This is a genomic window from Cellulomonas gilvus ATCC 13127, from assembly GCF_000218545.1.
In the GTDB taxonomy this organism is placed as follows: Bacteria; Actinomycetota; Actinomycetes; order Actinomycetales; family Cellulomonadaceae; genus Cellulomonas; species Cellulomonas gilvus.
In genome coordinates, this window is record NC_015671.1 from 2181643 (window position 1) to 2208580 (window position 26938).

The window sequence follows — 26938 nt, forward strand, 5'->3', positions numbered from 1 at the left end:
ACTTCCCTCCACTCACAACCGGACACGCTCCCGTTTTCACCCGATCGGCGCGCGTTTCCGCAGGTCAGACGGGGTGGAGTGAAGTGGGGGGCCGGCGGGGCCGTCGTCCGGGTTGCCCTGGTTCGTCCCGCGCGTCGCTGCGCCGGGCGTGCCGCACACGCCCCGGGTGCCGTGGTCCGTGCCGCAGGCCCCGCCGTGACCTGAAAGGCCAGGTCACCGCGTCGCCGCGGCCTGGCGACCCCGCGGCGACGCCCTGTCCACCGCCGGGGGCGCCGCGACCGGGCGCCGCGCGGGCGTCGCTCGCCGGGTGCGTGGTGGAGCGAAGTGGGGGGCGCTCGACAACGGGCCGGGACGACCGGCGTGGCGATCACCCCCGGAGCCACCGGGTCGCGCCGTAGGCTCTCCCCGACCGCCGAAGGAGGCACCCGTGCAGCAGGCAGCACCCCCGCGCGACCAGCTCGACGAGCTCGTCGCGGTGACCGACCGGATGCGTGCGGCGATCGAGCGGGTGGTCACGGGCCGCACCGAGCTCGTCCGCACCACGCTCGCCGTCCTGCTCGCCGAGGGGCACCTGCTGCTCGAGGACGTCCCCGGGGTCGGCAAGACCACGCTCGCCAAGGCGCTCGCGCGCACGATCGACTGCAGCGTCGGACGCATCCAGTTCACGCCCGACCTGCTGCCGAGCGACCTGACCGGCGTCAACATCTACCGGGCCCAGACCAACGAGTTCGAGTTCCGGCCCGGCCCGGTGTTCGCGCACGTCGTCATCGGCGACGAGATCAACCGCGCATCGCCGAAGACCCAGTCCGCCCTGCTCGAGTGCATGCAGGAGGCGCAGGCGACCGTCGATGGCCGCACGTACCGCCTGCCGCGGCCGTTCTTCGTCGTCGCGACGCAGAACCCGGTCGAGATGGAGGGCACGTACCCGCTGCCCGAGGCGCAGCGCGACCGTTTCATGGCCCGGCTCACGGTGGGGTACCCGAGCATCGAGTCGGAGCTCGACATGCTCGACCTGCAGGAGTCGGCCGACCCGCTCGCGCAGCTGCAGGCGGTGACGGACGCCGCGCAGATCGGGCGGCTGATCGACATCAGCCGCAGGCTGTATGCCGCCCCCGCGGTGAAGCGGTACGTCGTCGACCTGGTCACCGCGACGCGGCACGACAACGGGCTGCGCCTGGGCGCCTCGCCCCGCGCCGCGATCCAGCTCCTGCGCGCCGCGAAGGGCGTCGCGGCCATGGCCGGCCGGGACCACGTGCTGCCCGACGACGTGCAGGGCCTCGCGCCCGCAGTCCTGGCGCACCGTCTGCTGCCGAGCACCGAGTCCCGGCTGGCGGGACGCAGCACCGAGGCGATCGTGTCCGACCTGGTCGCCGCCGTCCCGGTGCCCGCGACCGCCGGGGACGGCGCCGCGCGGCGGGCCTTCGGCTGATGAACCTCCGACCGACGCTGCGCGGCTGGGGACTGGCAGGCGTCGGGCTCGCCCTGGTGCTGCTGGCGGTCGCGCTCGGCTCGGTCGACCTCGCGCGGATCGGTGCGGTCGGCGTGGTCCTGGTCGCCGCGAGCGCGGCCGTGGTCGCGTGGCTCGACGCGGGTCACGTCCGGCGCCCGCTCACCGTCCAGCGCCTCGTGGTGCCCAACCCGGTCCACGCGGGGCAGCGCACGGCCGTGGAGGTCCGCATCACGTCCACCGACCCGGCGGGGCGGGCACGGCTGGCGGGCCTCAGGTTCGCCGAGCAGGCCGCCACCGAGCTGTCCGCAGGACGCCCGCTGCGGGCGCGCGTGCACCGCTCCCCCGGCATCGTGGTCGTCTCCTACGGCGTGCACGCCGCACGCCGCGGACGCTGGCCGCTCGGGCCGCTCGTCGTGACGCGCACCGACCTGTTCGGGACGGTCGCGAGCACGTCCACGCTGGGCGGCCAGGCGAGCGTGACCGTGTGGCCCGCGGTGAGCACGCTGCCCGCACCGAGCGACGTGCTCGTCGGCGAGCCGGACCGCGTCGCGCTCGGTGCGCGCTCGCCGTCGACGGACGACTCGTCGCTGCGGGACTACCGCGAGGGCGACGACCTGCGCCGCGTGCACTGGCGCAGCAGCGCGCGGCGCGGCGAGCTGCTGGTCCGCTCCGACGAGCGTGCCGGGCTGCGACCCGTCTCGGTGCTGCTGGACCTGCCGCACCGCCCGGCGCACGTCGAGTGGACCGTCTCGCTCGCCGCCTCGGTCGCGCTCGCGATGCTCGACGCGGGGCACCCGGTCCGCCTGCTCGACGGCGTGCGGGGCCACGCCACGCCCACCGGGGTGCCGTTCCTGCACACGCGCAACGACGGCGCGCGCGCGGCGATCCTCGACCAGACGGTGGATCTCGAGGGGCCGCGCGGTGCGACCGAGGCCCAGGCACGCGTGATCGCGGGCGCGCACCTGCTCGAGACCACCGGCGCCGACGGCGAGATCGTCCTGGGGGTGCTGGGCCCGTTGGGCGCCGGCGCGCGCGCCGCGCTCGCGCACGTCGTCGACTCCGCACAGGGCTGGGCCATGGTGCTCAGCGACCCGCAGCACGCCGCGGGCCAGCGCGACGCGCGGCACACCGTCGACGCGCTGCGCCGCGCGGGATGGCGCGCGTGCGAGGTCACGCCCGGCGAGCCCGCGCTCGACTGCTGGCTGCGACTGCTCGGGAGCGCACGATGAGCCCGCAGGCCGGATCGCCGCGCGGGTGGCGCGGCGCGCTCACCACGGCCCTGTGCGCGCTCGGCACCGTCGCGTCGCTGCACGCCCTCACGAACCTCCTGGGCCTCGGGCCCTGGCGCAACCCGGTGGTCCTGCTGGTCCTGGTGGTCGCGGCCGTCACCGCGGTCGTGCGCGCCGTGACCAGGTCGGCGTGGGCGCCGAGCGTCCTCGGGCTCGTCGCGGCCGTGGCCGCCGTGCTGCTGCGGTACGGCGCACCGCCCGGGCGCGTCCAGCTGGTGCCCGACCTGAGCTCGTGGGACCGCACCTCCGCGCTGTGGGGTGAGGCGCTGCGCGTCGTCGACGTCTCGACCGTCCCCGTCGACGTCACGCGCCCGCTCGAGCTGCTGCTCGCCGCCGGTGCGCTCGCGGTCTTCCTGGCCGCGGACCTGCTCGCCGCGGGGCTCGGCATGACGGCCTGGACCGGTCTCGCGTTCGCCGCGATGTGGACGCCGACGATCGCGCTCGGGTTCCCGGCGCGCGGCTCCGCCCTGTTCTGGACCGGCCTGGTCTACCTGCTGCTGCTCGCGCTGAGCGCCGCACCCCAGGCCGGTACGCAGGACGACCGTGTGCGGCGCTCGGGCCTCGCGTCGGTCGCCTCGCTCGGCGTCGTCGCGGTCGCGCTCGTGGCGGGCCCGCCGCTCGCCGCGCTCCCCGGATGGAGCTCGTGGGGCCTGCCCGACCTCGGCCGCGGCGGGACCGGGGCGGTCAACCTGTCCTCCGACCTCGACGTCCGCTCGAGCCTCGGCGAGCGCAGCGGCGACACCGTGCTGCGCTACACCACCGAGGTGCTGGCGCCGTCCGACACCGGGGACGACCCGGCGCCGACGGCGAGCCCCACGAGCGCACCCAACGTGAGCGCCGCGACGATCGGCCCGCTGCGCTCGTTCACGCTGCTCCAGTTCGACGGCCGCTCGTGGCGCGCCGACGAGCCCCGCCCGAGCATCGACGCGCCGTTCGACGGCCTGCTCGCGACCGACCCCGACCTCCTCGGCCGCAGTCCCAGCACGGCACGCGGCACGCTCGCGGCCGTGCACCTCGAGGTCGGTGCGCTGCGCGACCGGGAGCTGCCGATCGCGACGTTCCCCCGCACGCTCCAGATCGACGGCCGCTGGTCGTGGGACGCCGCACGCGACTCCATCACCGGCACGCGCCCCACGGACGCCGGCATGACGTACGACATGGTCGTCGAGATCCCCACGCTCACGTCCGACGACCTCGAGGACGCTCGCGTCGGCGACCCCGGAGACGCCCGCGCGCTCGAGGTCCCGCCGACGTCGCACGCGGCCGACATCGCCGCCCTCGCCGCCGACCTCACGGCCGAGGCCGAGACGCCGTACGAGCAGGCGATGGCCCTGCAGAGCTACCTGCGCTCGGCCGCGAACTTCACCTACGACACGCGCGTGGATCCCGCGCGGACCGACGACGCCGTGTGGGACTTCCTCGAGTCGCGCAAGGGCTACTGCGTGCAGTTCGCCACCGCGATGACGGTGATGTCCCGCTCGCTGGGCATCCCCGCCCGCGTGGGTGTCGGCTTCCTGCCCGGCCAGGTGGACGGCGACGAGTACGTGGTCACCGGGCGCCAGGCGCACGCGTGGCCCGAGCTGTACTTCGAGGGCCAGGGCTGGGTGCGCTTCGAACCGACGCCCGCCGTGCAGACCGGGGCCCCGCCCCGGTGGAGCGACCCGTTCGCCAACGTGCCGAACGCCGGGCCGACCCAGGAGGTCGTCCCGACCGGCCGCCCCGGCGCCGTCCCGACGGGCCGCCCGAACTCCCCCACGGCCCCGGGCGAGATCGCGGAGCAGGGCACCGACTGGGTGCCCGCCGCGCTCACCTCGGCGCTCGTCCTGGCCCTGGGCGCGGTCGGGGCCACCGTGCTGGTCCGGCGCCGCGGCCGACTCCTGGCCGACCTGACCCCGGAGCAGGCGTGGGCGCGGCTGCGTCGCGTCCTGGCCCGTCACGGGGTCCGCTGGAGCAGCGCCACCACGCCACGAGCCGCGGCCGCCCTGGTCCCCGAGCGCGTCGCCGACCTGGGCGGGAGCCTGGACGCACCCGCGCTCGAGGCGCTCATCGGGCTCGCCCGTGCGGTCGAGCAGGCCCGCTACGCCCCCGAGGCCGCGAACCCGGAGCCGGGCCGGCTGGCCGCGTGGATCGACGACGTGCACCGCTCCGCGCGCCGGACGCTCGGCCGTCGCACGATCGGGCGCCCGCGTCGCGCGCGCCCCGGTCCGGCCGCCACCGGGAGCCGGCCGGACGACCGCGCGGCACGAGGGGCGAGCAGCTCGCGCTGAGCACAGCCGCACGCGCCCACCGGGCTGCGGGCTGCGCGCGTCACGCCGGTCGGGTGGCGCACCGGAAGCGGGTCGCCGAGCAGGAGTCGGCTCGAGCACACGACGGAGCCGGCGTGCCGCCACGACCGGCGACGGCGGTCAGGGAGACCGGTGCCTGCGCGTGGGCAAGGCGCGTGGGCAAGATCCGTCCGGACGTCGTGCGGTCAGCGGCCGTCCGAGCCGCGGCGCCGCTCCCAGCGCTCCTCGAACCGCGCCATCATGCCGGGCTTCGACGTCCGCCCCGTGGGCCGTGCGCCGCGCGGGTTCCCGGGGCGCGCCCGCACGGTGCCGTCGGCACCGACGGTGCCCTGGGGGCCCGACTCGCGGCGAGGGCTCGCGAACGCGAACGCGACCGCGGCGAACATCACGACGAAGCCGACCACGCCGAGCAGGGCCAGGTCCCCGGCGACGCCGAACACGAGCAGCAGCAGCCCGACGACGGCGCCGATGCCGGCGACGACGTAGCGTCCGACGGTGCGACGAGCGCCGCGCTGGGTCAGCGTGTTCGCAAGCCGCGGGTCGTCAGTAGCGAGCTGGCGCTCCATCTGCTCGAGGACGCGCTGCTCGTACTCGGAGAGAGGCATCCCGACCCCCGGTGGTCCGTTTGATGGGCGTAACAAGGGTCAGGATAGATCGGCCACCTGGAAGGTGGTAGTCGAGCGGTCCCCGGTGGACACCGTGAGTGCGGCTGCCGGACGGATGGCGGCTCCGCCGAACCGGTCCCGGACCTGGTCCATGGCCCGCTCCGCCTCGCGCCGGTCGGCACGCGGGCCGTCACCTTCACCCGCGGCGTCGTCCAGCGTGAGCTGACGCACCGCTCCGTGCGCCGGCTCCAGGCCTTCGACCCGCACGCCCACGAGGCGCACCGGCAGGCCGCGCAGTTCCACGCCCGCGAGCAACGTGCGCGCCTCCAGGTACAGCTCACGGCCCACGTCGGTCGGTGCCGCGAGGGTGCGTGATCGCGTGAGCGTCCGGAAGTCGCTCGTCCGGACCTTGACGCTCACCGTCCGGCCGACGAGCCCACGCTGACGGAGCCGGCGCGCGCAGCGGTCCGCGAGCTCGAGGGCCTTGGCCTGGACCACGCCGAGGTCGCCCTCGTCCACCGCGAACGTCTCCTCCGCGCCGATCGACTTCTCGTCACGGCCCGGCTCGACGGGCCGTGGGTCCCTCCCCCAGGCCAGGTCGTGCAGGTGGGCGCCGGCGACCTTGCCGACGGCCCGCTGGACGGTCGCCACCTCGGTGTCGGCGAGCTCGGCCACCGTGGTGATGCCCCATCGGTGCAGCGCCGCCGCGGTCCGCTCCCCCACGCCCCACAGCGCGCCGACGGGCAGCGCGTGCAGGTAGTCGACGGTCGCGGCGCGCGGCACCAGGAGGACGCCGTCGGGCTTGGCGTGCCCCGACGCGAGCTTTGCCACGAACTTGGTCGACGCGATGCCCACCGAGCACGTGATGCCGTACCGCGCGCGCACCTGGGCGCGGATGTGCGCCGCGATCGCGGTGGGGGGACCCATCCGGCGCCGTGCGCCCGCCACGTCGAGGAAGGCCTCGTCGATGCTCACCTGCTCGACGAGAGCCGTGACGTCGGAGAGGACCTCCATCACGCCGACGGAGACCTCGTGGTAGCTGCGGTGGTCGGGCGGGACCACCACCGCGTTGGGGCACAGCCGGAGGGCCGCCTGCATCGGCATGGCCGCGTGCACACCGAACGCCCTCGCCTCGTACGTCGCCGCGAGGACCACGCCACGCGCCGCCCCGCCGACGATCACGGGCCGGCCGCGCAGCTGCGGACGCCGCGCGAGCTCGACCGAGGCGAAGAACGCGTCCATGTCGACGTGCAGGATCGAGCAGCCGTCCTCGCTGGTCCCCCAGTCCCGGCGGACGTCCGGCCGCGGACCGCGGCTCACGGCGTGCTCACGAGGCACGCACCGCGAGCATGCGGGGAGCGCCCGCACGCGCGGCCGAGCGGGCCTGTTCCAGTGCGGCGTCCTCCGCGGCGATGAGCGTCCGTGCGGCGTCGACGAGGTCCTCGGCGCGGCACAGCGTGCGCTCGGCCTGGTCCTCGTCCACGCGGTCGAACCGGCCGGCGTCCACCGCCGAGCGCAGCGGCGCGCCCTCCGCGAACGACGACGCGAGGTCCGCGAGCTCGGGTGCCACGTCCGCGAGCATGCCCCACACCGTGCGCGGCGCACCGCGCCGCGCCGGGGCTCCGCGCCGCGCGACCACGGCCGCACCCGCGCGCAGGCCCGCCAGGTGGGCGTGGCTGAACCGCTCCCACGGCTCCGAGGAGAACTGCGCAGCGAGCAGCTCGGCATCGGCACGTGCCAGCAGCTCCTGCGGGTGACCCGTCGTCCGGACCGCCATCTCGACCACCTCCCTGTCCAGTATCGAACGCGTGTTCGATCCCGTCAACCCGTCGGCCGCGCCCCGCACTACAGTGGGCGGCACCGCCGCACGCCTGCCCGCCCTGACCCGAAGCCGAGGCCCCGAGACCATGCCCCCCGACCGGTCAGCGGGCCGACGACGTGCAGGCTCCCACCGACCACCCACAGGCACCGGCCCCACCGGGCGCGCGGCGGGGCGGTCCGGGTCCGGCGCGGCGGCCGACCTGCGCGCCGCGTGGCCGCACGGACCCGTGGAGGTGCCCACGGGGACGGTCGAGCTCGTGCCCGACCCCGATCACGCGGCCGGCGTCACGCTCCTGGTCAACGGCGTGCCCAGCTCCTACGTCGACCTGGACGACCCCGGGGTCCTCGCGTTCGAGTACATGCAGCAGATGGCGCTCGTGATCGACACGCTGCGGCCCGGCACGCCGCTCGACGTCGTGCACCTGGGTGCGGGCGGGTGCGCGCTCGCACGCGCGCTCGACGTCCTGCGGCCCGGCTCACGGCAGCTGGCGGTCGAGCTCGACACGCGGCTGCCGGAGCTGGCCCGGCTGTGGTTCGGCCTGCCACGCGCGCCCGCGCTGCGCATCCGTGCGGGCGACGCGCGTGCCGAGCTCGAGCGGCTCGGCACGGCCACGACGGACGTCGTCGTGCGTGACGTGTTCGCGGGCGACCGCACCCCCGCGCATCTCACGACGATCGAGGCGGCCCGTGCGGCGGCTCGCGTGCTGCGCCCCGGCGGCGTGTACCTGGTCAACTGCGCGGACCGGCCGCCGCTCGCGCTCGCGCGCAGCGAGGCGGCCACCCTCGGCCGGGTCTTCGCCGACGTCGTCGTGATCGCCGAGCCGGCGCTCCTGCGCGGGCGCGGCTACGGCAACCTGGTGCTCGCGGCGACCGACGACCCCGCGCTGCTCGCGGTCGCGGGTCTCGCACGCGCCGTGCGCACGCTGCCGGCACCTGCGCGTCTGCTGCGCGGCGAGGAGGTCGCGGCGTTCGCGGCGGGTGCGCCCGTGCTGCACGACCCCGTCACCGGGGACGGCACGCGCGACGCGGCGCCCTGACCCGTCCCGACGCACGGCAGGAGGGGCACCCCCCGCGGGGGCGCCCCTCCTGCCGACGACGCCATGCGGGCGATCAGACCGGGCGGACGTGCTCCGCCTGCGGGCCCTTGGCGCCCTGCGTGATGTCGAACTCCACGCGCTGACCCTCCTCGAGCGTCCGGTACCCCTGGACGTCGATCGCCGAGTAGTGCACGAAGACGTCGGCACCGCCGCCGTCCTGCGCGATGAAGCCGAAGCCCTTCTCGGCGTTGAACCACTTGACTGCACCCTGCGCCATGCTCGTTCCCTGTCTTCCACTCGGTGACGGCCGTGGAGTGCTCCCGCGGCCGTGCCGCAATGTCCTCCGCCTGCACCGGTGGGCCCAGCCTCACGGCTGGTGGGACGACGCCCGACGCTCCGGGGAGACGTCCGGCGGGGCTCCGGTCACACGATCACGCCACTGCAACGCCAGCGATCCTTGCACCGGCGATGTGTCCTGCGCCACGTCTCGAGTCACTGGTTCGCCCCATTTCGGCAACGATTGGGTTAAGGCTGCGCCGGAAGGGTGACGGTGCGCAGCCTCAGGAGTCGTCAGCCTGCGACGCGAGGAACCGCTCGAACTCCGCACCCAGCTCGTCGGCGGTCGGCAGGTCCGAGGTCGGCGCGAGCAGGCTCGTGCGGCCGATGCTCCGGCTGAACGCGTCGTACTGCTCCTCGAGCGCGTGCACGAGCGACCGCACCTCGTCGGACTCCGCCACCTGACGCTCGATCTCGAGCGTCGCCGCGGTCGCGGCGGCGTCGAGCTCACCCGTGCGCAGCTCGAGACCGGTCGCACGCTCGACGGCACGCAGCGCGGCGATGCTCGCCTGCGGGTACTGCGACTGCGCGAGGTAGTGCGGCACGTGCACCGCGAAGCCCATCGCGTCGTGCCCGGCCTCGCCCAGGCGCAGCTCCAGCAGCGCACCCACGCTCGCGGGGACCTGGACCGTCCCGAACCAGGACGGGTGGTCCGCGACGAGCTCGGGCCGCGTGGCGTGCGCCGTGAGCGACGTGGGACGCGTGTGCGGCAGGCCCATCGGGATGCCGTGCACACCGACGGTGAGCGGCACGTCGAAGCGCTCGACGATCTGCTGCACCGCGGCCACGTACCGCTCCCACTGCACGTCCGGCTCGCTGCCGTGCATCAGGAGGAACGGCACGCCGTCCGCGTCGCGCACCATGTCGACGACCAGGCGCGGCTCGTCATAGCTGGCCCACGTGTGGCCGTCGAACGTCATGGTCGGCCGCCGCGAGCGGTAGTCGACCAGCTGGTCGGCGTCGAACGTCGCCAGCCGCTGCGCGTCCAGCTCGGTGACCAGGTGGTCGACGGCGAGCTGACCCGCCGATCCCGCGTCGACGAAGCCACGCACCGCGTGCACCAGCACGGGGCCGGAGCCCTGCGCGGCCGCGCGCGCGTCGACCTCGGCGGCCACGACCGCGTCCAGCTCGTAGATCTCGCTCGGCTCCAGCATGCTCACGCGCTCCTCGTCTGCGGGGGGCGACACGCGTCGCCTCGTCGGACGTGCGGCACAACGCGCAGCGAGCGCGGCCGATTCCCGACCCCGGGACCGCCGGGGTCGGGCGCGCCGGCGTCAGCGCTGCGGGAGCCGCACGACCTCGACGAAGAACTCGTCGATCTGCCGCACCACGGTGATGAACGCGTCGAAGTCGACGGGCTTGGTCACGTACGCGTTGGCGTGCAGCGCGTAGCTGCGCACCACGTCCTCCTCGGCCTCGGACGTGGTGAGCACGACGACCGGGATCATCCGCAGCCGCTCGTCGGCCTTGAGGGCCTCGAGGACCTCGCGGCCGTCCATGCGCGGCAGGTTGAGGTCCAGCAGGATCAGGTCCGGCGTGGGGGCGTCCGCGTGCTCGCCCTCCTTGCGCAGGTACTCGAGCGCGCTCACGCCGTCGGCCATCACGGTGAGCGTGTTGCGCACCTTGTTGTGCTCGAACGCCTCACGCGTCATGAGGACGTCACCCGGGTCGTCCTCGACCAGGAGGACCTCGATGGGCTTGCGCAGCGTGCTCATGGTGTGGCTCCGTCCTGGGCGCGCGGTGCGCCGGTGGGGTCCTGCGGTGCGCCGGGCTGGTCGCCCGTCGGGGAGGGCTGCTCGGGGCGCTCGTCGGGGATCGTCCAGCAGATGCGCGTGCCGACGCCGTCGGCGGGCTGCTCGATCCAGATCGTGCCCCGGTGGAACTCGACGATCTTCTTGCACAGCGCCAGGCCGATGCCCGTGCCGTCGTACACGTCCTTGGCGTGCAGGCGCTGGAAGATCACGAACACGCGCTCGGCGTACTGCTCGTCGATGCCGATGCCGTTGTCGGCGCAGACGAGCTCCCACGCGTCCGTCACGCGGCGCGCGCTCACGTGCACGAGCGGGGTGCGGTCGGGAGAGCGGAACTTCACGGCGTTCCCGACGAGGTTCTGGAACAGCTGGACGAGCAGCGGCTGCTCGCCGCGGACGGTGGGCAGCGGGTCGTGCGTGACGACCGCACCCGTCTCGGCGATCACCTCCGAGAGCTGGTCGGTCGCGGTCGCGAGCGCCGCCGCGAGGTCCACGTCGACGACCTCGGTGCCCGTGCGCCCGACGCGCGAGAAGCCCAGCAGGTCCTGGATCAGGCGCTGCATGCGCTTGGCCCCGTCGACCGCGAACTCGATGTACTGGTCCGCGCGCTCGTCGAGCTGGCCGCCGTACCTCTTCTGGAGCAGCTGGGTGAAGCTCGCGACCTTGCGCAGCGGCTCCTGGAGGTCGTGCGACGCGACGTACGCGAACTGCTCGAGGTCGCGGTTGGAGCGGTGCAGCTCCTCGGCGCGCTCCGCGAGCCGGGCGTGCGCGTCCTCGACCTCGGCGCGCGCGCTCTCGACCGAACGCACCTGGTCGACGAGCGCGACGCGCATGAGCTCGACGTCGCGCGCCATCGCGACGACCTCGTCGGGGCCCTCGGCCCGGACCGCGTGGCCCAGCTCGCCCGACGCGACCTGCCGCACGTCGTGCGCGACGGACTCGAGCGGCTCGACCACCCAGCGGCGCAGCGCGAACCACAGCACCACGCCCACGGTCACGGCGACGACCGCCAGGACGCCCACCACGGTCGACGCGGCACGGGTCCAGGACGTGAGCTCGGCCGAGATCCCCTCGCGCATCTCCCGCAGCTGGTCCACGAACGCGGCGACGTCGAGCCGGACCTGGTCGAACTGCTCCTGACCGCGGTCGACCTGGCCGGGCTGGACCGACTGCGGGCCGTCCGCCTCGATCTGCGCGACGAGCGGCGCGGCGTAGTCCTCGAGCCAGGCCCGCGCCGAGCGGTCGGCCCGGCTCGCGGCCTCGAGCACCGACGGCGCGACGCCCACGCGGTCGATCCCGTCGGCGATCGCGTCGAACGAGATGCCCGACGCGACCGCGTCCTCGTAGGGGGCCAGCGATGCGCGCTCCCCGGTGATCGCGTACCCGCGCAGGCCCGTCTCGGCGTCGATCAGGCGGATGTACGCACCGTCGGACGCGACGATCGCGTTGAACAGGTCCTGCGTGACAGCGTCCTGACGCTGCACCTGCTGCGCGAACGCGACCGCGGCGAGCGCGACGAGGACGGCCAGGAACGTGCCCGTGCCGACGAGCAGCCGGCGCAGGCGGTGGCGCAGCGACGTCGACTGCGGGTGGGCCGCCGTCACGCGCGGCTGCCGATCAGGACGACCGCGGCGTCGTCGACCAGCGGGCCGCCGTGCAGCGCGCGGACGCGCTCGATGACGACGTCCACGAGGTTCGTCGCGGTGGGATCGGCCTGCTCGGCCGCGAGCGCGGCGTCGATCACGTCCCGCAGGCCCGGCTTGCCGAGACGATCGGTGGAGTCGGCGAGCGTCGCCTCCATCAGGCCGTCGGTGTGCAGCAGCAGCCGCCACGCGTCGCCGAGCGCGAGGTGCAGCGGCTGCCACCCGCCCGCGACCGGGATGCCGAGCGCACGTCCGCGGCGGTCGGCGGGGACCAGCGTGGTCGGGGGGCCGAGGAGGAACGGGACCGGGTGCCCCGCCAGGTACAGGTCGGCCGAGCGACGGTCCGGGGCGACCTCGACCATCGCGACGGTCGTGAACACCTCGGTGCGCGCGCGTTCTGCCTCCAGCACGCGCTCGAGGAGCCCGAGCACGTCCCCGGTGGGCGTCCCCGCGATCACGAGCGTGCGCCACGCGGTGCGCAGCGTGGCGCCGAGCGCCGCCTCGTCGGGACCGTGCCCGCACACGTCGCCGACCATGACGAGGACAGAGCCGTCGGGCCGTTCGACCGCGTCGTAGAAGTCCCCGCCGAGCAGGCCGTCCCGGCCGGCGCGGTAGCCCACGCGCAGCTCGACCGACGCGTCCCGCACGGCGGGGCGCGGCAGGAGCGCCTGCTCGAGACGCGTCGTCTCCTGCTCCCGCACACGGCTGCGGTACAGCTCGCGGTCGGCCACCTCGAGCCGGCGGCGCTGGATGGCGTAGCGCACCGACCGGCCCAGACGCTCGCCGTCCACGTCACCCTTGACCAGGTAGTCCTGCGCGCCCGCCGCGACCGCGGCCAGGCCCGTGCGCGTGTCCGCGAGGCCGGTGAGCACCACCACGGCGGGCGCACCGGCCTCGAGCAGCCGCCCGAGCGCGGGCAGGCCCGTCGCGTCGGGCAGGCCCAGGTCGAGCAGGACGCAGTCCACGTCGAGCATGCCGACCGCCTCGTCCAGCGTTCTGGCCCGCGTCAGGTGCGCCTCCAGGCCCGCGTCCTCGAGGTGCTCGGCGACCAGGACCCAGTCGCCCTCGTCGTCCTCGACCACCAGCACGCTCGGCACGGGCTCCGGGGTGGGCACGTCGTCGCCGGTCAGGAGCGGGTCGCGGTCGTCGTCGCGAGGTGACGCCGCGCTCTCGAGATCGATCAACGTCGTCCTCTCTCGCGGCTCGTCCCCAGGGCATTGACGAGCCCGGCGCACCGCAGGATACGACCCCACGCGCGCGCGGGCCCAGCCGGACCGGCGCGTGGCGCCCGCAGGTGCCCTGGTGGTGGAAGAATGGTCGGCCGCTCGCGCCCGTGCGTGGGCGACACCGCGCGCGCGGCCCGGCCGGCCCGTCGACGCCCACGATGCCCAGGAGGACGCCCACGTGACCGCGAGCGGCAACGACCACGAGATCGCGCTCGAGCAGGACCAGGTCGACGTCGTCTACGGCCGCCTGGACGAGCTGCGCGCGCAGACGCGCGGACGGCTCGCGGACGTGCGCCGGCAGGGGCCGTCGGGCTCGCCGCAGAACCGCAGCGAGCGCGACGCGTTCGCGACGCTCTACGAGGACCGGCTCGCGCAGCTCGAGGCGGTCGAGGAGCGCCTGGTGTTCGGCCGGCTCGACCTCGACGACGACTCCCGCCGGTACGTGGGGCGCATCGGGCTCACCGACGCCGAGCAGACCCCGCTGCTCACCGACTGGCGCGCACCCGCGGCGCAGGCGTTCTACCGCGCCACCGCGGCCCACCCGGACGGCGTGCGCCGGCGCCGCCACGTGGTCACGCGGGGCCGCACCGTCACGGGCGTCGAGGACGAGGTCCTGGACCTGGACCTCCTGGACGGCGACGACGACGCGCTCGCCGGGCTCTCGGGCGAGGGCGCGCTGCTCGCCGGGCTGCGGGCCGGGCGCACGGGCCGCATGGGTGACATCGTCGCGACGATCCAGGCGGAGCAGGACACGATCATCCGGTCGTCGCTCACGGGTGCGCTCGTCGTGCAGGGCGGTCCGGGCACGGGCAAGACCGCGGTCGCGCTGCACCGCGCCGCGTACCTCCTGTACGCGCACCGTCGCGTGCTCGAGCGCTCGGGCGTCCTGCTCGTCGGACCCTCGCGCACGTTCCTGCGGTACATCGACCAGGTGCTCCCCTCGCTCGGCGAGACGGGCGTGGTCACCACGACGATCTCCGAGCTCGTGCCGGGCGTGCTCGCGGACGGCACCGAGCCCGACGCGGTCGCACGGCTCAAGGGCCGGGCCGCGATGGCGCAGGTGGTCGCGCGCGCCGTGCGGGCGCGCCAGCGCGTCCCCGCCGAGCCGGTCACGGTGCGCATCGACGGACGCACCGTCGTGGTCCGGCCGAACGACGTCGCGCAGGCGATCGCGCGCGCGCGGCGTCTGCACCGCCCGCACAACCTGGCGCGCGTCGCGTTCGTGCGGGACATGCTGGGCCGGCTCGCCGCGCAGTACGTCGCCCAGCTCGCGTTCGAGGTCCCGCCCGACGAGCGTGCGGAGATCGTCGAGGAGCTCCGCACCACGCGGGAGATCCGAGTCGCGCTCAACCTCGCCTGGATGCCGCTGACCCCCGAGAAGCTGCTGAGCGACCTGTGGAGCAAGCCGTGGCGGCTCGAGCAGGCGGCCCCGCACCTGTCCGCGCGTGAGCGCGCGCTGCTCGCCCGGCCCGCCGACGCACCGTGGACCCCCGCCGACGTGCCGCTGCTCGACGAGGCCGCCGAGCTGCTCGGCGAGGACGACCAGGCCAGTCGTGCGCAGGCCCGCGCAGCGGCCGACGCGCGCCAGAAGGAGGTCGCCTACGCACGGCAGGTGCTCGAGCAGACCGGGGGCGGCGCGTTCGTCTCGGCCGAGCTGCTCGCGGACCGGTTCTCCTCGGGCGGCCCAGCCCTGACCACGGCCGAGCGGGCGGCGGCCGACCGCAGCTGGACGTACGGGCACGTCGTCGTCGACGAGGCGCAGGAGCTGTCCGCGATGGCCTGGCGCGTCCTGCTGCGCCGGGTGCCGACCCGGAGCCTGACGATCGTCGGCGACGTCGCGCAGACCACGTCGAGCGCGGGTGCCCGCAGCTGGGCGGCCATGCTCGACCCGCTGCTGCCGGGCCAGTGGCGGCAGGCGGACCTCACCGTCAACTACAGGACGCCCGCGCAGGTCGCGGACGCCGCGGTACGCGTCGCCGACGCGGCCCGTCTGCCGCGCTCACCGCTCACGTCGGCGCGCGACGTGCCCGGGTCGCTCGTCGTGACGCGCACCGACGCGCACGCGCTCACGGACGCCGCCGTGGACGCCGCGCGCGCCGCGCTGGCCACGGTGCTCGACGAGACGGGCGCCGGGCGGGTCGCGGTCATCGCCTCAGGTGCGCGGCGCGACGACCTGCGCACCGCCGCCGCGGCCGGCGGGCTCCCCGTGGCGGGTGGGACGGGTGCGCCGGACCTGGACGCGCCCGTCGTCGTGCTCACGCCGCTCGAGGCCAAGGGGCTCGAGTTCGACGTCGTGGTGCTCGTCGAGCCGGCGGAGGTGCTCGCGGGATCGGCCGGCGACCTGTACGTGGCGATGACCCGACCCACGCGGGCGCTGCACGTGCTGCACGCGCGGGAGCTGCCCGCGGGCCTGTGACCGGGCCGCTTCCTGACCTGCGCGCACGTCGTGCAGGTGCGTGGTGCCACCGTGTCCGTTGGGCGGACACCGACCCGCCCAGCACCCGGACAGGCGCACGATAGGCCCGTGCCCAAGGCCCTGTTGCTCGAGAACCTCCACCCGCAGGCCCGCGCGATCCTCGAGACCGCGGGCTTCGACGTCGTCACCCGTACCGGTGCACTCGACGAGTCCGAGCTCGTCGACGCGCTCGACGGGGTCCACCTGCTCGGCATCCGGTCCAAGACCCACGTGACCGCCGACGTCCTGGCGCACGCCCCCGACCTCGTCGCGATCGGCGCGTACTGCATCGGCACCAACCAGATCGACCTGCGCGCCGCGGCCTCGCTGGGCGTCGCGGCGTTCAACGCGCCGTTCTCCAACACGCGCTCCGTGGTCGAGATCGCGATCGCCGACATCATCGCGCTGACCCGCCGCCTGACCGTCTTCGACAAGGAGATGCACGCGGGCACGTGGAACAAGTCCGCGACGGGCGCGCACGAGGTGCGCGGGCGCACGCTCGGGATCATCGGCTACGGCAACATCGGCACGCAGCTGTCGGTCCTCGCCGAGAACCTCGGCATGTCGGTCGTGTTCTACGACGCGGCCGAGAAGCTCGCGCTCGGCAACGCGCGCCGCGCCGCGACGCTCGAGGAGCTGCTCGCGGTCTCCGACGTCGTGACGCTGCACGTCGACGGGCGGCCCGGAAACGCCGGCTTCTTCGGGGCGCCCCAGATCGCCGCCATGAAGCCCGGGTCGATCCTGCTCAACCTGTCGCGCGGGTTCGTCGTCGACCCGGCCGCGGTGCGTGACGCGATCGTCTCCGGCCACCTGTCGGGTGCGGCGATCGACGTGTTCCCCGTGGAGCCCAAGCGCAAGGGCGACCCGTTCGAGTCCGAGCTGTGCGGGCTGCCGAACGTCATCCTCACGCCCCACACGGGCGGCTCGACCGAGGAGGCGCAGGAGTCGATCGGCCAGTTCGTCTCGAACAAGGTGCGCGACTACCTGTCGACCGGCTCGACGACGCTGTCCGTCAACCTGCCCAACGTCGCGCTCGACCAGCCGCCGGGCGTGCACCGCCTCGCGTTCCTGCACCGCAACGTCCCGGGGGTCCTGGCCGACGTCAACGCCACGCTCGCCGAGCACGGCGTGAACATCGAGGGTCAGCTGCTCGCGACGCGCGGCGAGCTCGGGTACGTGGTCACCGACGCGGGCTCGCCCGTGTCCGACGACGTGGTCGAGGCGCTGCGCGCGCAGCCCGAGGCCGTGCGCCTGCGCCTGCTGTCCTGACCGCCGGCACCGCCGACGACGACGAGGCCCGCGCCCGGATCACCCGGGGGCGGGCCTCGTCGTCGGTCCCGGGCGGTGACCCGGTCAGAGCGCGTCGGTCACGACGCGCCGGACTTGCGCTGGAAGCGCCGCTGCGCGGGGCCGGAGGTCTCCGAGCCGTGCACGGCGCCCGTGTTCGTGGAGCCGTCGGCCACGCGGTGACCGCCGGCCTTCTTGCGCTCGAGCGCCTCGCGGAACTTCGCCTTCTGGTCCTCGATCGAATCGCCTGCCTGGCGCTGGTCGTCCGTCATCGGCCGTCCTTCCCTCCGCGTTGGTCGTCCCAGCCTGTCCGAGACCGGCGCCGCGCGCCAACTCGATTCGTCACGCGTCGGCCGTGACCCGCGCGGCTCCGACCGGCAGGTGACGCGCCCACCACCGCAGCACGTGCTCGAACCGCGCGACGCGGTGCGACGGCAGCCCGGACCGGGACAGCTCGTGCCCCTCGCCCGGGAACAGGAGCAGCTCGGCCGGCACGCCGCGCAGCCGCAGCTCGGTGAACCAGCGCTGCCCCTGCTCGACAGGGCACCGCCAGTCCTGCTCCGAGTGGATGACGAGCGTCGGTGTGCGGACCGCGCCCACATGGGCCATGGGCGACTGCGCGGCGACCAGCTCGGGTTCGACCGCCGGGTCCCCCACGTTCTCCTGCCCGAAGAACCAGCCGATGTCGCTCGACCCGACGAAGCTGACCGGGTCGAGGAAGCCACGCTCCACGATCGCCGCCGTGAACCGCTCGGTCCGCGTGGTCAGCCACGCCGTCAGGTAGCCGCCGTAGGACCCGCCCATCACGCCCGTGCGCGTCGCGTCCAGGCGCTCGTCCGCGAGCACGTGGTCGAGCAGCGCGAGCACGTCGTCCGCGTCGACCGTGCCGAACGCGTGCCGGATCGCCCGTCCGTGCGCACGTCCCCGGCCCGCCGAGCCGCGCGGGTTGCCGTGCACCACCGCGTACCCGGCCGCCGCGAGCACCTGCACCTCGTCGAACAGGGCGTGCGTGTACTGCGCGAACGGCCCGCCGTGGATCATCAGGATCGTGGGGTGCGGACCCGCACCGAAGCGTTCCGGGTCCGGCGTCGTGAGCCATCCCTCGACGCGGTAGCCGTCGGGTGCCAGGGCCGTGACCGGCTGCGGCCTGCGCAGGCGCCCGGTCGCCCGCAGCCGCGCCGACAGGTCCGTGAGAGCGCGCGCGCCGCCGTCCGTCACGACGACCAGGTCGCCCGCGCTGTCGGGCGTCGCCCGGACCGCGACGGTCCGCCCCGCCGCGTGCGTGGCCGACGTGACGACGTCGGTGCCGCCGAGCAGCTCGGCCACCGTCGCGTCGGGCTCGACCCGGACCAGGTGCACGGCACCCTCCCGCAGCGGCGCGACGAGCACGCCGCCATCCGCGGCGACGAGCACACCGGGGTCGAGGTCCACCCTCTCCGGGTCGGTCAGCCGGACGGGCGCGCCGACGGGCGTGCCGTCCGCGGCGACCTCGAGCACGAACAGCCCGGTGAGCGCCGCGACGCAGTCCCGCCCGGACGCGCCCATGTCGGCGGCGAGCAGCCACACGCGCGCGCCGTCCGGGTCCGGGAGCACCGCCCCGACCGCGAGCGTCGAACCGGCGTCCGCGTCCGTGACGGGCCGCACGGCGCCGAGCACGGGCGCGGCCTGGTCCTCGGCCGCGACGTCCGGTGCGGGCGACGGCGGGACCGGGAGGACCACGGCGTCGCGCCGCAGGTCCACCTCGCGCGCGCCGTGCCGGGCGGCGACCACCGTCACCCCCGAACCGTCCGGCAGCCACCGGGGGCCGTTCACGTCGAGCCCCGCGGGCGAGATGCGGACGGGCTCGGGGGCGTCCTGGGGCACCCCCGCCCCCGGCGACGCGAGCGGTGGCAGGTCCACCACGAACACCGCACGCTCGCGGTCGCGCACGTAGCCGAGCCCGTCGGCCCGGTAGCGCAGCTCGGTCACCAGGCGCGGCGGCTCAGCACCCGGCTTGCCCCCGCGCTCGTACCGGCCGGGCTCGGGCACGCGGGCCACGTAGGCGACACGGCGCGAGTCGGGCGAGACCACGGGCTGCTGCGCGCCCAGCGGCGCGTCGGTCAGCGCGACGGGCTCACCGCCCGCCGCCTCGACCACGTGCACCTGACCCGGACCGTCGGCCGTGCGACGGATGAACACCACCCATCTGCCGTCCGCCGACACCTGCGGTGCGGAGTCGGCGAAGCCACGGGTGAGCACGCGCGGTGCGCCGCCGTTCAGCGGGACGAGCCACAGCCCGCCCGTGACGGCGTCCGCCGCCGCATCCGGCCCGTGCACGGCGATCACCGCCGCCGATCCGTCGGGCAGCAGCGCGGGCGCCCCCGGGGCGCACCACAGGTACAGGTCGTCAGGGAGCATGACGCGACGCTATCGCGCAGCCCTGACCGCGACGGACGCGCGCCGCCGGTCCCGATCAGTCGTCGACGTGGGTGGCGGCGGCGGGCTCGTCGCCCCGCGCCGCGGCACGCTCGGCGCGCTCGGCGCGCAGCACCGTGATCGCGGCCTCGAAGTCCTCGAGCGAGTCGAACGCCTGGTAGACGCTCGCGAACCGCAGGTACGCGACCTCGTCGAGCTCACGCAGCGGCCCCAGGATCGCCAGCCCGATCTCGTAGGCGTCGATCTCCGCCGAGCCCGACGAGCGCAGCGTCTCCTCGACCTTCTGCGCGAGCAGCGCCAGGTCGTCCTCGCTGACCGGGCGCCCCTGGCACGCCTTGCGCACGCCGCCCGTGATCTTGTCGCGGCTGAACGGCTCGGTCGCCCCCGAGCGCTTGACCACCGAGAGGCTCGTGGTCTCGACCGTGGTGAACCGTCGGTTGCAGGACGGGCACTGCCGGCGGCGCCGGATCGAGGCGCCGTCGTCCGACGTGCGCGAGTCGACGACGCGCGAGTCCGGATGACGGCAGAACGGGCAGTGCACCTGGGCCTCCGGTGATCGGGCGAGACCTGGCGGCCTCCGAGCGGGGCGCGGGCCGGGCTCCGCCCCGTCACGCGCCCCCGCGACGCTAGGCCACACGCCCGCGGCATCGCAAGGCGGCCACCGCCGGACGGCTGAGGGGCGGCCACCCGCAGGTGACCGCCCCTCCGGGACGCCCCGTCCCGGGCCGCGGGCCGACTCGCCTCGGCTGCGCGGTGTGCTGCGGGTCCGCGCGGGACCGGGTCCCGCCGATGGCGGCGCCGAGCGCCACCCCGCCCCTCGCCTCTGAGCCCCCCAGCTCTCGAAGTGAGGTGTGCCTAACCTAACGGACCGCTTGCGCGTGCACAAGGCCAGGTACGCCCCGGCGCGGACGCGCGCCGGGGGGCGTCCCCGTCAGCCCCGCGGCACCACCAGCTCCTGCCCCGCCGTCAGGTGCGCGCCCGACAGCCCGTTGACCCGGACGAGCTCGCGCACCTGGTCCTGCACGGACTCGCCCGCACCCCGCGACGACTCGGCGATCGACCACATGGTCTCGCCCGGTTGCACGACGTGCCGGTCGATCCGCACGTCGCCGTCGCCCGCCGCGACCGCCGCCCGCGCACCCAGGGCGACCGCGAACGCGACGAGCACGAGCGCCAGCCCCACGAGGACGGCACGCCCGCGACGCGTCAGGTGCAGCGCGGGCTGCGAGGAGGTGCGCCGCGCACGAGCCGGCCGCACGAGGACGGGCATGGCAGCACCGCCGCCGCGCACTGCTCCACCGATCACCATCGCGCTCATGCCGACTCCTCTCCGCGGCGTCCGTGTCCGAACACCCGTTCGTCATACACCTGTTCGTCGTACGTCTGTACGATGTCTACCAGAGCCGTCCGACACGCGTCCACAGATGTCGAACAGATGTTTGAGATCCCTGTCCGCGCTGCGTAGGCTCACCGACGAGGAACAGCGCACCATCGACCACCGACACGCCCCGGTCCCGGCCACCGGAACCACCGGGCGCGGGCGGTGGGCCGTCGCAGGGGACGGCGCGGTGGGCGCTCGGACAGGAGGGCTGGACGTGACGGACGCAGTGGGAGCCACGCAGGACGAGCGAGCGACGGTGCACGAGCTGCCGGAGACCCCGGCGGGCCCCGACGGCCTGACCGCGCGCCAGCGCCTGGTGCTCGAGACCATCCGCGCGTCGGTCGAGTCCCGCGGCTATCCGCCGAGCATGCGGGAGATCGGCGAGGCCGTCGGGCTGACCAGCCCGTCGAGCGTCAAGCACCAGCTCACCGCGCTCGAGCGCAAGGGCTACCTGCGCCGTGACCCCAAGCGGCCGCGCGCGATCGAGGTCGTGCACCCGGACGACTCGCGCAGCGTCGCGGGATGGGCCACGGCGGGGGCGGACACGCAGGTGGACCTCGTCGGCGGCGCGGGTGCCGAGCGCGTACCCGCACCCTCCTACGTGCCCGTCGTCGGGCGCATCGCCGCTGGCGGGCCGATCCTCGCGGAGCAGGTCGTCGAGGACGTGTTCCCGCTCCCCCGACAGCTCGTGGGCGACGGCGACCTGTTCCTGCTCAAGGTCAGCGGTGACTCGATGGTGGACGCGGCGATCTGCGACGGCGACTGGGTCGTCGTCCGGCGCCAGCCGGTCGCCGAGAACGGCGAGATCGTCGCCGCGATGATCGACGGCGAGGCCACGGTCAAGACGCTGCGGCGCGCCGAGGGTCACGTCTGGCTGATGCCGCACAACACCGCCTACGCACCGATCCCGGGCGACGACGCGACGATCCTCGGCCGGGTCGTCAGCGTGCTGCGCAGCCTCTGAGCCATGCCCGGCCGCCGCCCCGACCCGCCGCGCGACCTCGCGCGCCGGCTCGCGGAGCGGCTCGGCCGGCCGGCGGGCGCGCGTCGTGACGACGAGCCGCCCACCCAGGACGCCCGGGCGGACACGGCACCGGCCGCCTCAGAGGAGGATCCCCGAGGCGGCCGGTCCGGCGGACGTCAGTAGCCGAAGCGCTTGGCGACCTCACGCACCGCGGTGGCCGACGCGCGCATGCCCGAGAGCTCGTCGACCGACATCGGGATCGGCAGCTGCTCGAGCACCCCGGCCGAGCCGACGATGCTGGGCACCGAGAGGCACACGTCGCTGATCCCGTGGTAGTCGGTCAGCAGCGAGGACACCGGCAGCACGCGCCGCTCGTCCTTGATGATCGCCTCGATGATGCGCGACCCGGCGAGCGCCACCGCGTAGTTCGTGGCGCCCTTGCCCTCGATGATCCGGTACGCCGACTCGACCACCTCGCGCGCGATCTGGTCCCGGACGGCTCCCGTCAGCGACGCGCCCTCGCCCACGCCCTGCCACTCGAGCAGCGGGATGGAGCCGATCGACGCCGAGCTCCACAGCGGCAGCTCCGTGTCGCCGTGCTCGCCCGCGATGTACGCGTGCACGTTCTGCACGGCCACGCCGGTGTGCCGCGCCAGGAGGTAGCGCAGGCGGGACGAGTCGAGCACCGTGCCCGAGCCGAACAGCTGCTGGGGCGGCAGGCCCGAGATCTTCAGGGCGGCGTACGTCACCACGTCGACCGGGTTCGTCACCATGACGTACACCGCGTGCGGCGCGACCTCGACGATCGAGGGCAGCACCTTGGAGACGAGGTTGATGGTCGCCTCGGCCAGGTCCGTGCGGGTCTGCCCGGGCTTCTGCTTGGCACCCGCGGTGAACATCACGACGTCCGCGTCCGCGCACACCGCGATGTCGTCGGAGCCGACGACCTCGGCCATCGACATGAACTGGATGCCGTGGCCCAGGTCGAGCGCCTCGGCCTCGACCTTGGCCTTGTTGATGTCGAACAGCGCCACGTGCCGCGCGGCGCCGCGCATGAGCGCCGCGTACGCCATGGTCGAGCCGACGGCGCCCGCGCCCACGATCGCGAGCTTCGACGTACGCCGCTGGGCGGGTCCGGCGTGCGCCGGCACCTCTCCGCTGGCGGCGGGTGCGATGTCCTGGTCAGGCATGATGCCTCCTTCTGGGCCGACGGTCCGGTCGAAGGCTATCGGCTCACGCGTCACGCAGCCGTGACAGCGCGGCGATCACCACGTCCCGGTCGTCGGTCCGCCAGAACGGCGGCATCGAGCGCGCCAGGTACTCGCCGTACCGCGCGGTGGCCAGCCGTGGGTCGAGCACCGCGACCACGCCGCGGTCCTGCGGCCCACGGATCAGGCGTCCCGCGCCCTGTGCCAGCAGGAGCGCGGCGTGCGTCGCCGAGACCGCCATGAACCCGTTGCCGCCCGCACGGGCCACGACGTCCGCACGCGCCGACCGGACCGGGTCGTCGGGACGCGGGAACGGGATCCGGTCGATGAGCACCAGACGGCAGGAGCGACCCGGGACGTCGACGCCCTGCCAGAGCGCGAGCGTCCCGAACAGGCATGTCGGCTCGTCGGCGGCGAACCGCGCCACGAGCGTCGGGAGCTGGTCGTCGCCCTGCAGCAGCACGGGCACGTCGAGCCGCTCGCGCATCGCCTCGGCCGCCGCGGTGGCCGCGCGTCGCGACGAGAACAGCCCGAGCGTGGCACCGCCCGACGCGCGCACGAGCGCCTCGATCTCGTCGAGCTGCGCATCGGTCGCGGGTTCGCGACCGGGTGGCGGCAGGCGGCGCGCGACGTAGCAGATGCCCTGGCGCGGGTAGTCGAACGGGCTGCCGACGTCGAGCCCGGTCCAGCGCAGGGGCCCCTGGGGCGCCGCGGGGGCCGGGTCCGCCCCGGGGACGGTCGTCGGGCCCACGGGCTCGGCGTCGGGCCGCAGCTCGAGACCCACGGACCGGGCGGTGGGTTCGAACGTGCCCCCGAGCGCGAGCGTCGCCGAGGTCAGCACACCCGTGCGACCCGCGAGCAGCTGCGTGCGGATCAGTCCGTTGACCGCGAGCGGAGCGGCGTGCAGGCGCGTCGTGATCGCGCCGGACCGGTCCTCACCGCGCGCGCACCACAGCACGGTCCGCGCGGCGTCCTCGGGTTCCGCGGTCATCCGCTCGGCGGTCTCGAACAGCGTCAGCACCGCGGACTGCGCCATCTTGCGGCCGCCCTCGGCCGCGCCGGGCGCGGTGCCTCCCCCGCCCGCCTCGGGGCGCAGGAGCGAGAGCAGCGTGCGCGCGGCGTCACGCACGGTCGCGACCGCGTCGAACACCGCGGGCGGCAGACCGTCGGGGAACCGGCCCTCGGGCAGCGCGACGAGCACGCCCGCGAGCGCCTCACCCGCGGCCTCGAGGTCCGTCGGCGGCACACCGCCGTGCCGGCGCGCGACCCGGGCGGCGTGCTGGACCACGGGGAGCGAGATCTCCGCGGTCGCCTGCGCCGTGACGCGGTCGGCGAGCTCGTGCGCCTCGTCGACCACCAGGACCTGGTGCTCCGGCAGCACGTGCGGCGACCCCGACGCCGCGATGCCGAGCATCGCGTGGTTCGTCACCACCACGTCCGCTTCGCGGGCCAGGGCCCGCGCACGTTCGGGGAAGCACTCCTCGAGGCGCGGGCAGTGCGAGCCCATGCACTCGAGCGACGTCACCGACACCTGGCGCCACGCACGGTCCGTGACGCCCGGGACCAGGTCGTCGCGGTCGCCCGTCTCGGTGGTCGCCGCCCACTCGCGCAGGCGCACCACCTGGGCACCCAGCGCCTCGCGTCCCTCGCCCGCCGCGGCGCTCGTCGCGGGGTGCTCGGCCGCGCCGCCGCGCTCCGGCAGGTCGAACAGCGCGCCCTGGTCGTCCTCCGGGTAGCCGCCCTCGAGCTTGTGCAGGCACGTGTAGTTGTGCCAGCCCTTGAGCAGCGCGATCCGGGGCCGTCGCGGCAGGTGCGGCTCGAGCGCATCGGCGACCAGCGGGAGGTCGCGTGTCAGCACCTGGCGCTGCAGCGCGAGCGTCGCGGTCGAGACGACGACGCGCTCGTCGGCGTGCACGGCGTGCCGGACGGCCGGCACCAGGTAGCCGAGCGACTTCCCGGTGCCCGTGCCGGCCTGGACCAGCAGGTGCTCGCCGGTCGCGAGCGAGGCCGCCACCGCGCGCGCCATGAGGTGCTGACCCTCGCGGCGTCCGCCGCCCAGCACGCCCACCGCGACGTCCAGCAGCTCGTCGACCTGACGGTCGCGCTCCTGGTCCCTGCCGCGCTCGTCCGTCTCGGACGCCGCGCGGGCCGTCTCGTCGGACGACTCGGGGGCGGCGGGCATCGGGCAAGCCTAGTGCCGCCCGGCGCGCGCCGACCGCACGCGCACCCGGGTGGTGGGCGAGGTGTCAGGCGCGCCGGGCCGCCGACGTCTCGAGCTCGGCCGCGAGCGTCTCGTCGACGCGCGCGCGCAGGTGCGTGCCGTCGGGCGTGTGCTCCTCGAGCTCGATGTCGCCGTGCTCGTGCACGCGGCTGACGAGGTCGCCGCGTCCGTACGGCACGACGAGGTCGACCGCGACACCCGGGCGCGGGAGCTGGTCGGCGATGAGGTCCTGCAGCTCCTCGATGCCTTCGCCGCTGTGCGCGGAGACGACGATCGAGTGCAGCTCACGCGAGCGCAGGCGCGCGATCGCCTCGGGGGTCGCCAGGTCCGCCTTGTTGAGCACGATGATCTCGGGCACGTCCATGGCCCCCGGGATGTCCGCGAAGACGTGCCGGACCGCGGCGATCTGACCCTCGGGGTCGGGGTGCGACGCGTCGACGACGTGCAGGATGAGGTCCGCGTCCGCGACCTCCTCGAGCGTCGAGCGGAACGCCTCGACCAGCTGGTGCGGCAGTGCTCGCACGAAGCCGACGGTGTCCGCGAGCGTGTAGACCCGCCCGTCGACCGTCTCCGCGCGACGCACGGTGGGGTCGAGCGTGGCGAACAGCGCGTTCTCGACGAGCACGCCCGCGTGCGTCAGGCGGTTCAGCAGCGAGGACTTGCCCGCGTTGGTGTACCCCGCGATGGCGACCGACGGGATCGCGTTCCGCTTGCGCGACGCACGCTTGGTCAGGCGCGCGGGCTCCATCGCGGCGATCTCCCGGCGCAGCTTGGCCATGCGGTTGCGGATGCGCCGGCGGTCGAGCTCGATCTTGGTCTCACCCGGGCCACGCGAGCCCATGCCCGCACCCGCGCCGCCGACCTGACCACCCGCCTGCCGCGACATCGACTCGCCCCAGCCACGCAGGCGCGGCAGGAGGTACTCGAGCTGCGCGAGCTCGACCTGCGCCTTGCCCTCACGCGACTTGGCGTGCTGCGCGAAGATGTCCAGGATCAGCGCGGTGCGGTCGACCACCTTGACGCGCACGACGTCCTCGAGCGCGCGGCGCTGCGACGGCGCGAGCTCGCCGTCGACGACCACCGTGTCGGCGCCGACCGCGGCCACGACCGTGGCGAGCTCGGCGGCCTTGCCCGAGCCGAGGTAGGTGCTCGGGTCCGGCTTGGCGCGACGCTGCAGGACGCCCTCGAGCACGCGCGAACCCGCGGTCTCGGCGAGCGCGGCGAGCTCGCGCAGCGACACCTCGGCGTCCTGCACGGTGCCCTGGCCCCACACGCCCACCAGGACCACGTTCTCGAGCCGCAGCTCGCGGTACTCGACCTCGGTGACGTCCTGCAGCTCGGTGGACAGGCCCGCGACGCGGCGCAGCGACGTGCGCTCCTCGAGGTCGAGCTGCTGCCCGTCGTACGACGAGTGCACGGTGCCGCCGGCCTGCAGCGCGGTCCCCGCCCGTGCGAGCACCCGCGCCACCACGTCGTCGGCCACCTGCTGCGGCGAGCGGGGCTCGTCCGGGGTGCGGCTGGGGGTGGTGGTGTGGTGCGTCTCGCTCACGCGGCTCCTCGCGTC

Annotated in this window: 22 protein-coding genes; 7 read left to right on the forward strand and 15 right to left on the reverse strand. The window is 75.1% G+C overall.

Annotation, left to right across the window (positions count from 1 at the left end; translation table 11 throughout):
* Positions 1–427: 427 nt before the first annotated feature.
* The 3 genes from CELGI_RS10105 to CELGI_RS17370 are packed head-to-tail and all read left to right on the forward strand — an operon-like array spanning position 428 to position 5006.
* A complete protein-coding gene (locus CELGI_RS10105) occupies positions 428–1429 on the forward strand; it encodes an AAA family ATPase (RefSeq protein ID WP_013884023.1) in 1002 nt (333 codons plus the stop codon).
* Complete coding sequence (locus tag CELGI_RS10110; RefSeq protein WP_013884024.1) at positions 1429–2679, forward strand: DUF58 domain-containing protein; 1251 nt, start codon at positions 1429–1431, stop codon at positions 2677–2679. The genes CELGI_RS10105 and CELGI_RS10110 overlap by 1 nt, the downstream gene beginning before the upstream one ends.
* Entirely contained in the window at positions 2676–5006 is a 2331-nt protein-coding gene (locus CELGI_RS17370) for a DUF3488 and transglutaminase-like domain-containing protein (RefSeq protein ID WP_013884025.1), read from the forward strand. Before CELGI_RS10110 ends, CELGI_RS17370 begins: the two co-directional genes overlap by 4 nt.
* A gap of 203 nt (positions 5007–5209) precedes the next feature.
* Here CELGI_RS17370 and CELGI_RS10120 read toward each other — a convergent pair whose 3' ends face one another.
* From CELGI_RS10120 to CELGI_RS10130, 3 genes are read right to left on the reverse strand one after another with little or no spacing between them, the layout of a single operon-like run.
* Positions 5210–5629: a DUF3040 domain-containing protein gene (locus tag CELGI_RS10120; RefSeq protein ID WP_013884026.1), complete on the reverse strand. Its 420-nt coding sequence runs from the start codon at positions 5627–5629 to the stop codon at positions 5210–5212.
* Between the two features lie 39 nt (positions 5630–5668).
* Positions 5669–6949, reverse strand: a complete 1281-nt coding sequence (gene dinB / locus CELGI_RS10125) for a DNA polymerase IV (protein ID WP_013884027.1) — start codon at positions 6947–6949, stop codon at positions 5669–5671.
* 7 nt (positions 6950–6956) lie between these two features.
* Positions 6957–7406: an SAV_6107 family HEPN domain-containing protein gene (locus CELGI_RS10130; protein ID WP_013884028.1), complete on the reverse strand. Its 450-nt coding sequence runs from the start codon at positions 7404–7406 to the stop codon at positions 6957–6959.
* A gap of 271 nt (positions 7407–7677) precedes the next feature.
* Here CELGI_RS10130 and CELGI_RS10135 point away from each other — a divergent pair, with 271 nt between their 5' ends.
* Positions 7678–8487 carry a spermidine synthase gene (locus CELGI_RS10135; RefSeq protein WP_150104714.1) on the forward strand — a complete coding sequence of 270 codons (810 nt, stop codon included), beginning with the start codon at positions 7678–7680 and terminating at the stop codon, positions 8485–8487.
* Between the two features lie 73 nt (positions 8488–8560).
* Here CELGI_RS10135 and CELGI_RS10140 read toward each other — a convergent pair whose 3' ends face one another.
* From CELGI_RS10140 to CELGI_RS10160, 5 genes are all read right to left on the reverse strand, one after another.
* A complete protein-coding gene (locus tag CELGI_RS10140; protein ID WP_013884030.1) occupies positions 8561–8764 on the reverse strand; it encodes a cold-shock protein in 204 nt (67 codons plus the stop codon).
* A gap of 283 nt (positions 8765–9047) precedes the next feature.
* Positions 9048–9977: a proteasome assembly chaperone family protein gene (locus CELGI_RS10145; RefSeq protein ID WP_013884031.1), complete on the reverse strand. Its 930-nt coding sequence runs from the start codon at positions 9975–9977 to the stop codon at positions 9048–9050.
* A 120-nt stretch (positions 9978–10097) separates the two neighbouring features.
* A complete protein-coding gene (locus CELGI_RS10150; RefSeq protein WP_013884032.1) occupies positions 10098–10538 on the reverse strand; it encodes a response regulator in 441 nt (146 codons plus the stop codon).
* Positions 10535–12178 (reverse strand): sensor histidine kinase, encoded by a 1644-nt coding sequence (locus CELGI_RS10155; protein ID WP_013884033.1) that lies wholly within the window; start codon positions 12176–12178, stop codon positions 10535–10537. Before CELGI_RS10155 ends, CELGI_RS10150 begins: the two co-directional genes overlap by 4 nt.
* Positions 12175–13401 (reverse strand): PP2C family protein-serine/threonine phosphatase, encoded by a 1227-nt coding sequence (locus tag CELGI_RS10160; protein WP_013884034.1) that lies wholly within the window; start codon positions 13399–13401, stop codon positions 12175–12177. The genes CELGI_RS10155 and CELGI_RS10160 overlap by 4 nt, the downstream gene beginning before the upstream one ends.
* 220 nt (positions 13402–13621) lie before the next feature.
* On the opposite strand from CELGI_RS10160, the gene CELGI_RS10165 reads away from it, so the two are divergent.
* Positions 13622–15859, forward strand: coding sequence for a HelD family protein (locus CELGI_RS10165; RefSeq protein ID WP_013884035.1), 2238 nt, complete (start codon positions 13622–13624; stop codon positions 15857–15859).
* A gap of 108 nt (positions 15860–15967) precedes the next feature.
* The gene (gene serA, locus CELGI_RS10170; RefSeq protein ID WP_013884036.1) at positions 15968–17167 is read left to right on the forward strand and encodes a phosphoglycerate dehydrogenase; all 1200 of its coding nucleotides are present in this window, start codon (positions 15968–15970) and stop codon (positions 17165–17167) included.
* 98 nt (positions 17168–17265) lie between these two features.
* Here the strand turns inward: serA and CELGI_RS10175 are convergent, their stop codons facing one another.
* From CELGI_RS10175 to CELGI_RS10190, 4 genes are all read right to left on the reverse strand, one after another.
* The gene (locus CELGI_RS10175) at positions 17266–17457 is read right to left on the reverse strand and encodes a DUF5302 domain-containing protein (protein WP_013884037.1); all 192 of its coding nucleotides are present in this window, start codon (positions 17455–17457) and stop codon (positions 17266–17268) included.
* 70 nt (positions 17458–17527) lie between these two features.
* Positions 17528–19582: a S9 family peptidase gene (locus CELGI_RS10180; protein WP_013884038.1), complete on the reverse strand. Its 2055-nt coding sequence runs from the start codon at positions 19580–19582 to the stop codon at positions 17528–17530.
* Positions 19583–19637: 55 nt separating this feature from the next.
* Positions 19638–20141 carry a transcriptional regulator NrdR gene (gene nrdR, locus CELGI_RS10185; RefSeq protein WP_013884039.1) on the reverse strand — a complete coding sequence of 168 codons (504 nt, stop codon included), beginning with the start codon at positions 20139–20141 and terminating at the stop codon, positions 19638–19640.
* A gap of 390 nt (positions 20142–20531) precedes the next feature.
* On the reverse strand, positions 20532–20918 hold the full coding sequence (locus CELGI_RS10190; protein WP_013884040.1) for a LysM peptidoglycan-binding domain-containing protein: 387 nt from the start codon (positions 20916–20918) through the stop codon (positions 20532–20534).
* 277 nt (positions 20919–21195) lie between these two features.
* Here CELGI_RS10190 and lexA point away from each other — a divergent pair, with 277 nt between their 5' ends.
* A complete protein-coding gene (gene lexA, locus CELGI_RS10195; protein WP_013884041.1) occupies positions 21196–21945 on the forward strand; it encodes a transcriptional repressor LexA in 750 nt (249 codons plus the stop codon).
* 176 nt (positions 21946–22121) lie between these two features.
* Here the strand turns inward: lexA and CELGI_RS10205 are convergent, their stop codons facing one another.
* From CELGI_RS10205 to hflX, 3 genes are all read right to left on the reverse strand, one after another.
* Positions 22122–23135 (reverse strand): L-lactate dehydrogenase, encoded by a 1014-nt coding sequence (locus tag CELGI_RS10205; RefSeq protein WP_013884042.1) that lies wholly within the window; start codon positions 23133–23135, stop codon positions 22122–22124.
* Between the two features lie 43 nt (positions 23136–23178).
* Positions 23179–25335, reverse strand: coding sequence for an ATP-dependent DNA helicase (locus CELGI_RS10210; protein ID WP_013884043.1), 2157 nt, complete (start codon positions 25333–25335; stop codon positions 23179–23181).
* Between the two features lie 64 nt (positions 25336–25399).
* The gene (hflX, locus tag CELGI_RS10215; RefSeq protein WP_013884044.1) at positions 25400–26923 is read right to left on the reverse strand and encodes a GTPase HflX; all 1524 of its coding nucleotides are present in this window, start codon (positions 26921–26923) and stop codon (positions 25400–25402) included.
* Between the last annotated feature and the right edge of the window lie 15 nt (positions 26924–26938).

Coding starts and splice junctions, on each gene's coding strand:
- CELGI_RS10120 (WP_013884026.1), bottom strand. CDS start 5,629: ATGCCTCTCTCCGAGTACGAGCAGCGCGTCCTCGAGCAGATGGAGCGC.
- CELGI_RS10190 (WP_013884040.1), bottom strand. CDS start 20,918: ATGAGCGCGATGGTGATCGGTGGAGCAGTGCGCGGCGGCGGTGCTGCC.
- CELGI_RS17370 (WP_013884025.1), top strand. CDS start 2,676: ATGAGCCCGCAGGCCGGATCGCCGCGCGGGTGGCGCGGCGCGCTCACC.
- CELGI_RS10130 (WP_013884028.1), bottom strand. CDS start 7,406: ATGGCGGTCCGGACGACGGGTCACCCGCAGGAGCTGCTGGCACGTGCC.
- CELGI_RS10175 (WP_013884037.1), bottom strand. CDS start 17,457: ATGACGGACGACCAGCGCCAGGCAGGCGATTCGATCGAGGACCAGAAG.
- CELGI_RS10110 (WP_013884024.1), top strand. CDS start 1,429: ATGAACCTCCGACCGACGCTGCGCGGCTGGGGACTGGCAGGCGTCGGG.
- CELGI_RS10180 (WP_013884038.1), bottom strand. CDS start 19,582: ATGCTCCCTGACGACCTGTACCTGTGGTGCGCCCCGGGGGCGCCCGCG.
- CELGI_RS10140 (WP_013884030.1), bottom strand. CDS start 8,764: ATGGCGCAGGGTGCAGTCAAGTGGTTCAACGCCGAGAAGGGCTTCGGC.
- CELGI_RS10210 (WP_013884043.1), bottom strand. CDS start 25,335: ATGCCCGCCGCCCCCGAGTCGTCCGACGAGACGGCCCGCGCGGCGTCC.
- CELGI_RS10150 (WP_013884032.1), bottom strand. CDS start 10,538: ATGAGCACGCTGCGCAAGCCCATCGAGGTCCTCCTGGTCGAGGACGAC.
- CELGI_RS10205 (WP_013884042.1), bottom strand. CDS start 23,135: ATGCCTGACCAGGACATCGCACCCGCCGCCAGCGGAGAGGTGCCGGCG.
- CELGI_RS10145 (WP_013884031.1), bottom strand. CDS start 9,977: ATGCTGGAGCCGAGCGAGATCTACGAGCTGGACGCGGTCGTGGCCGCC.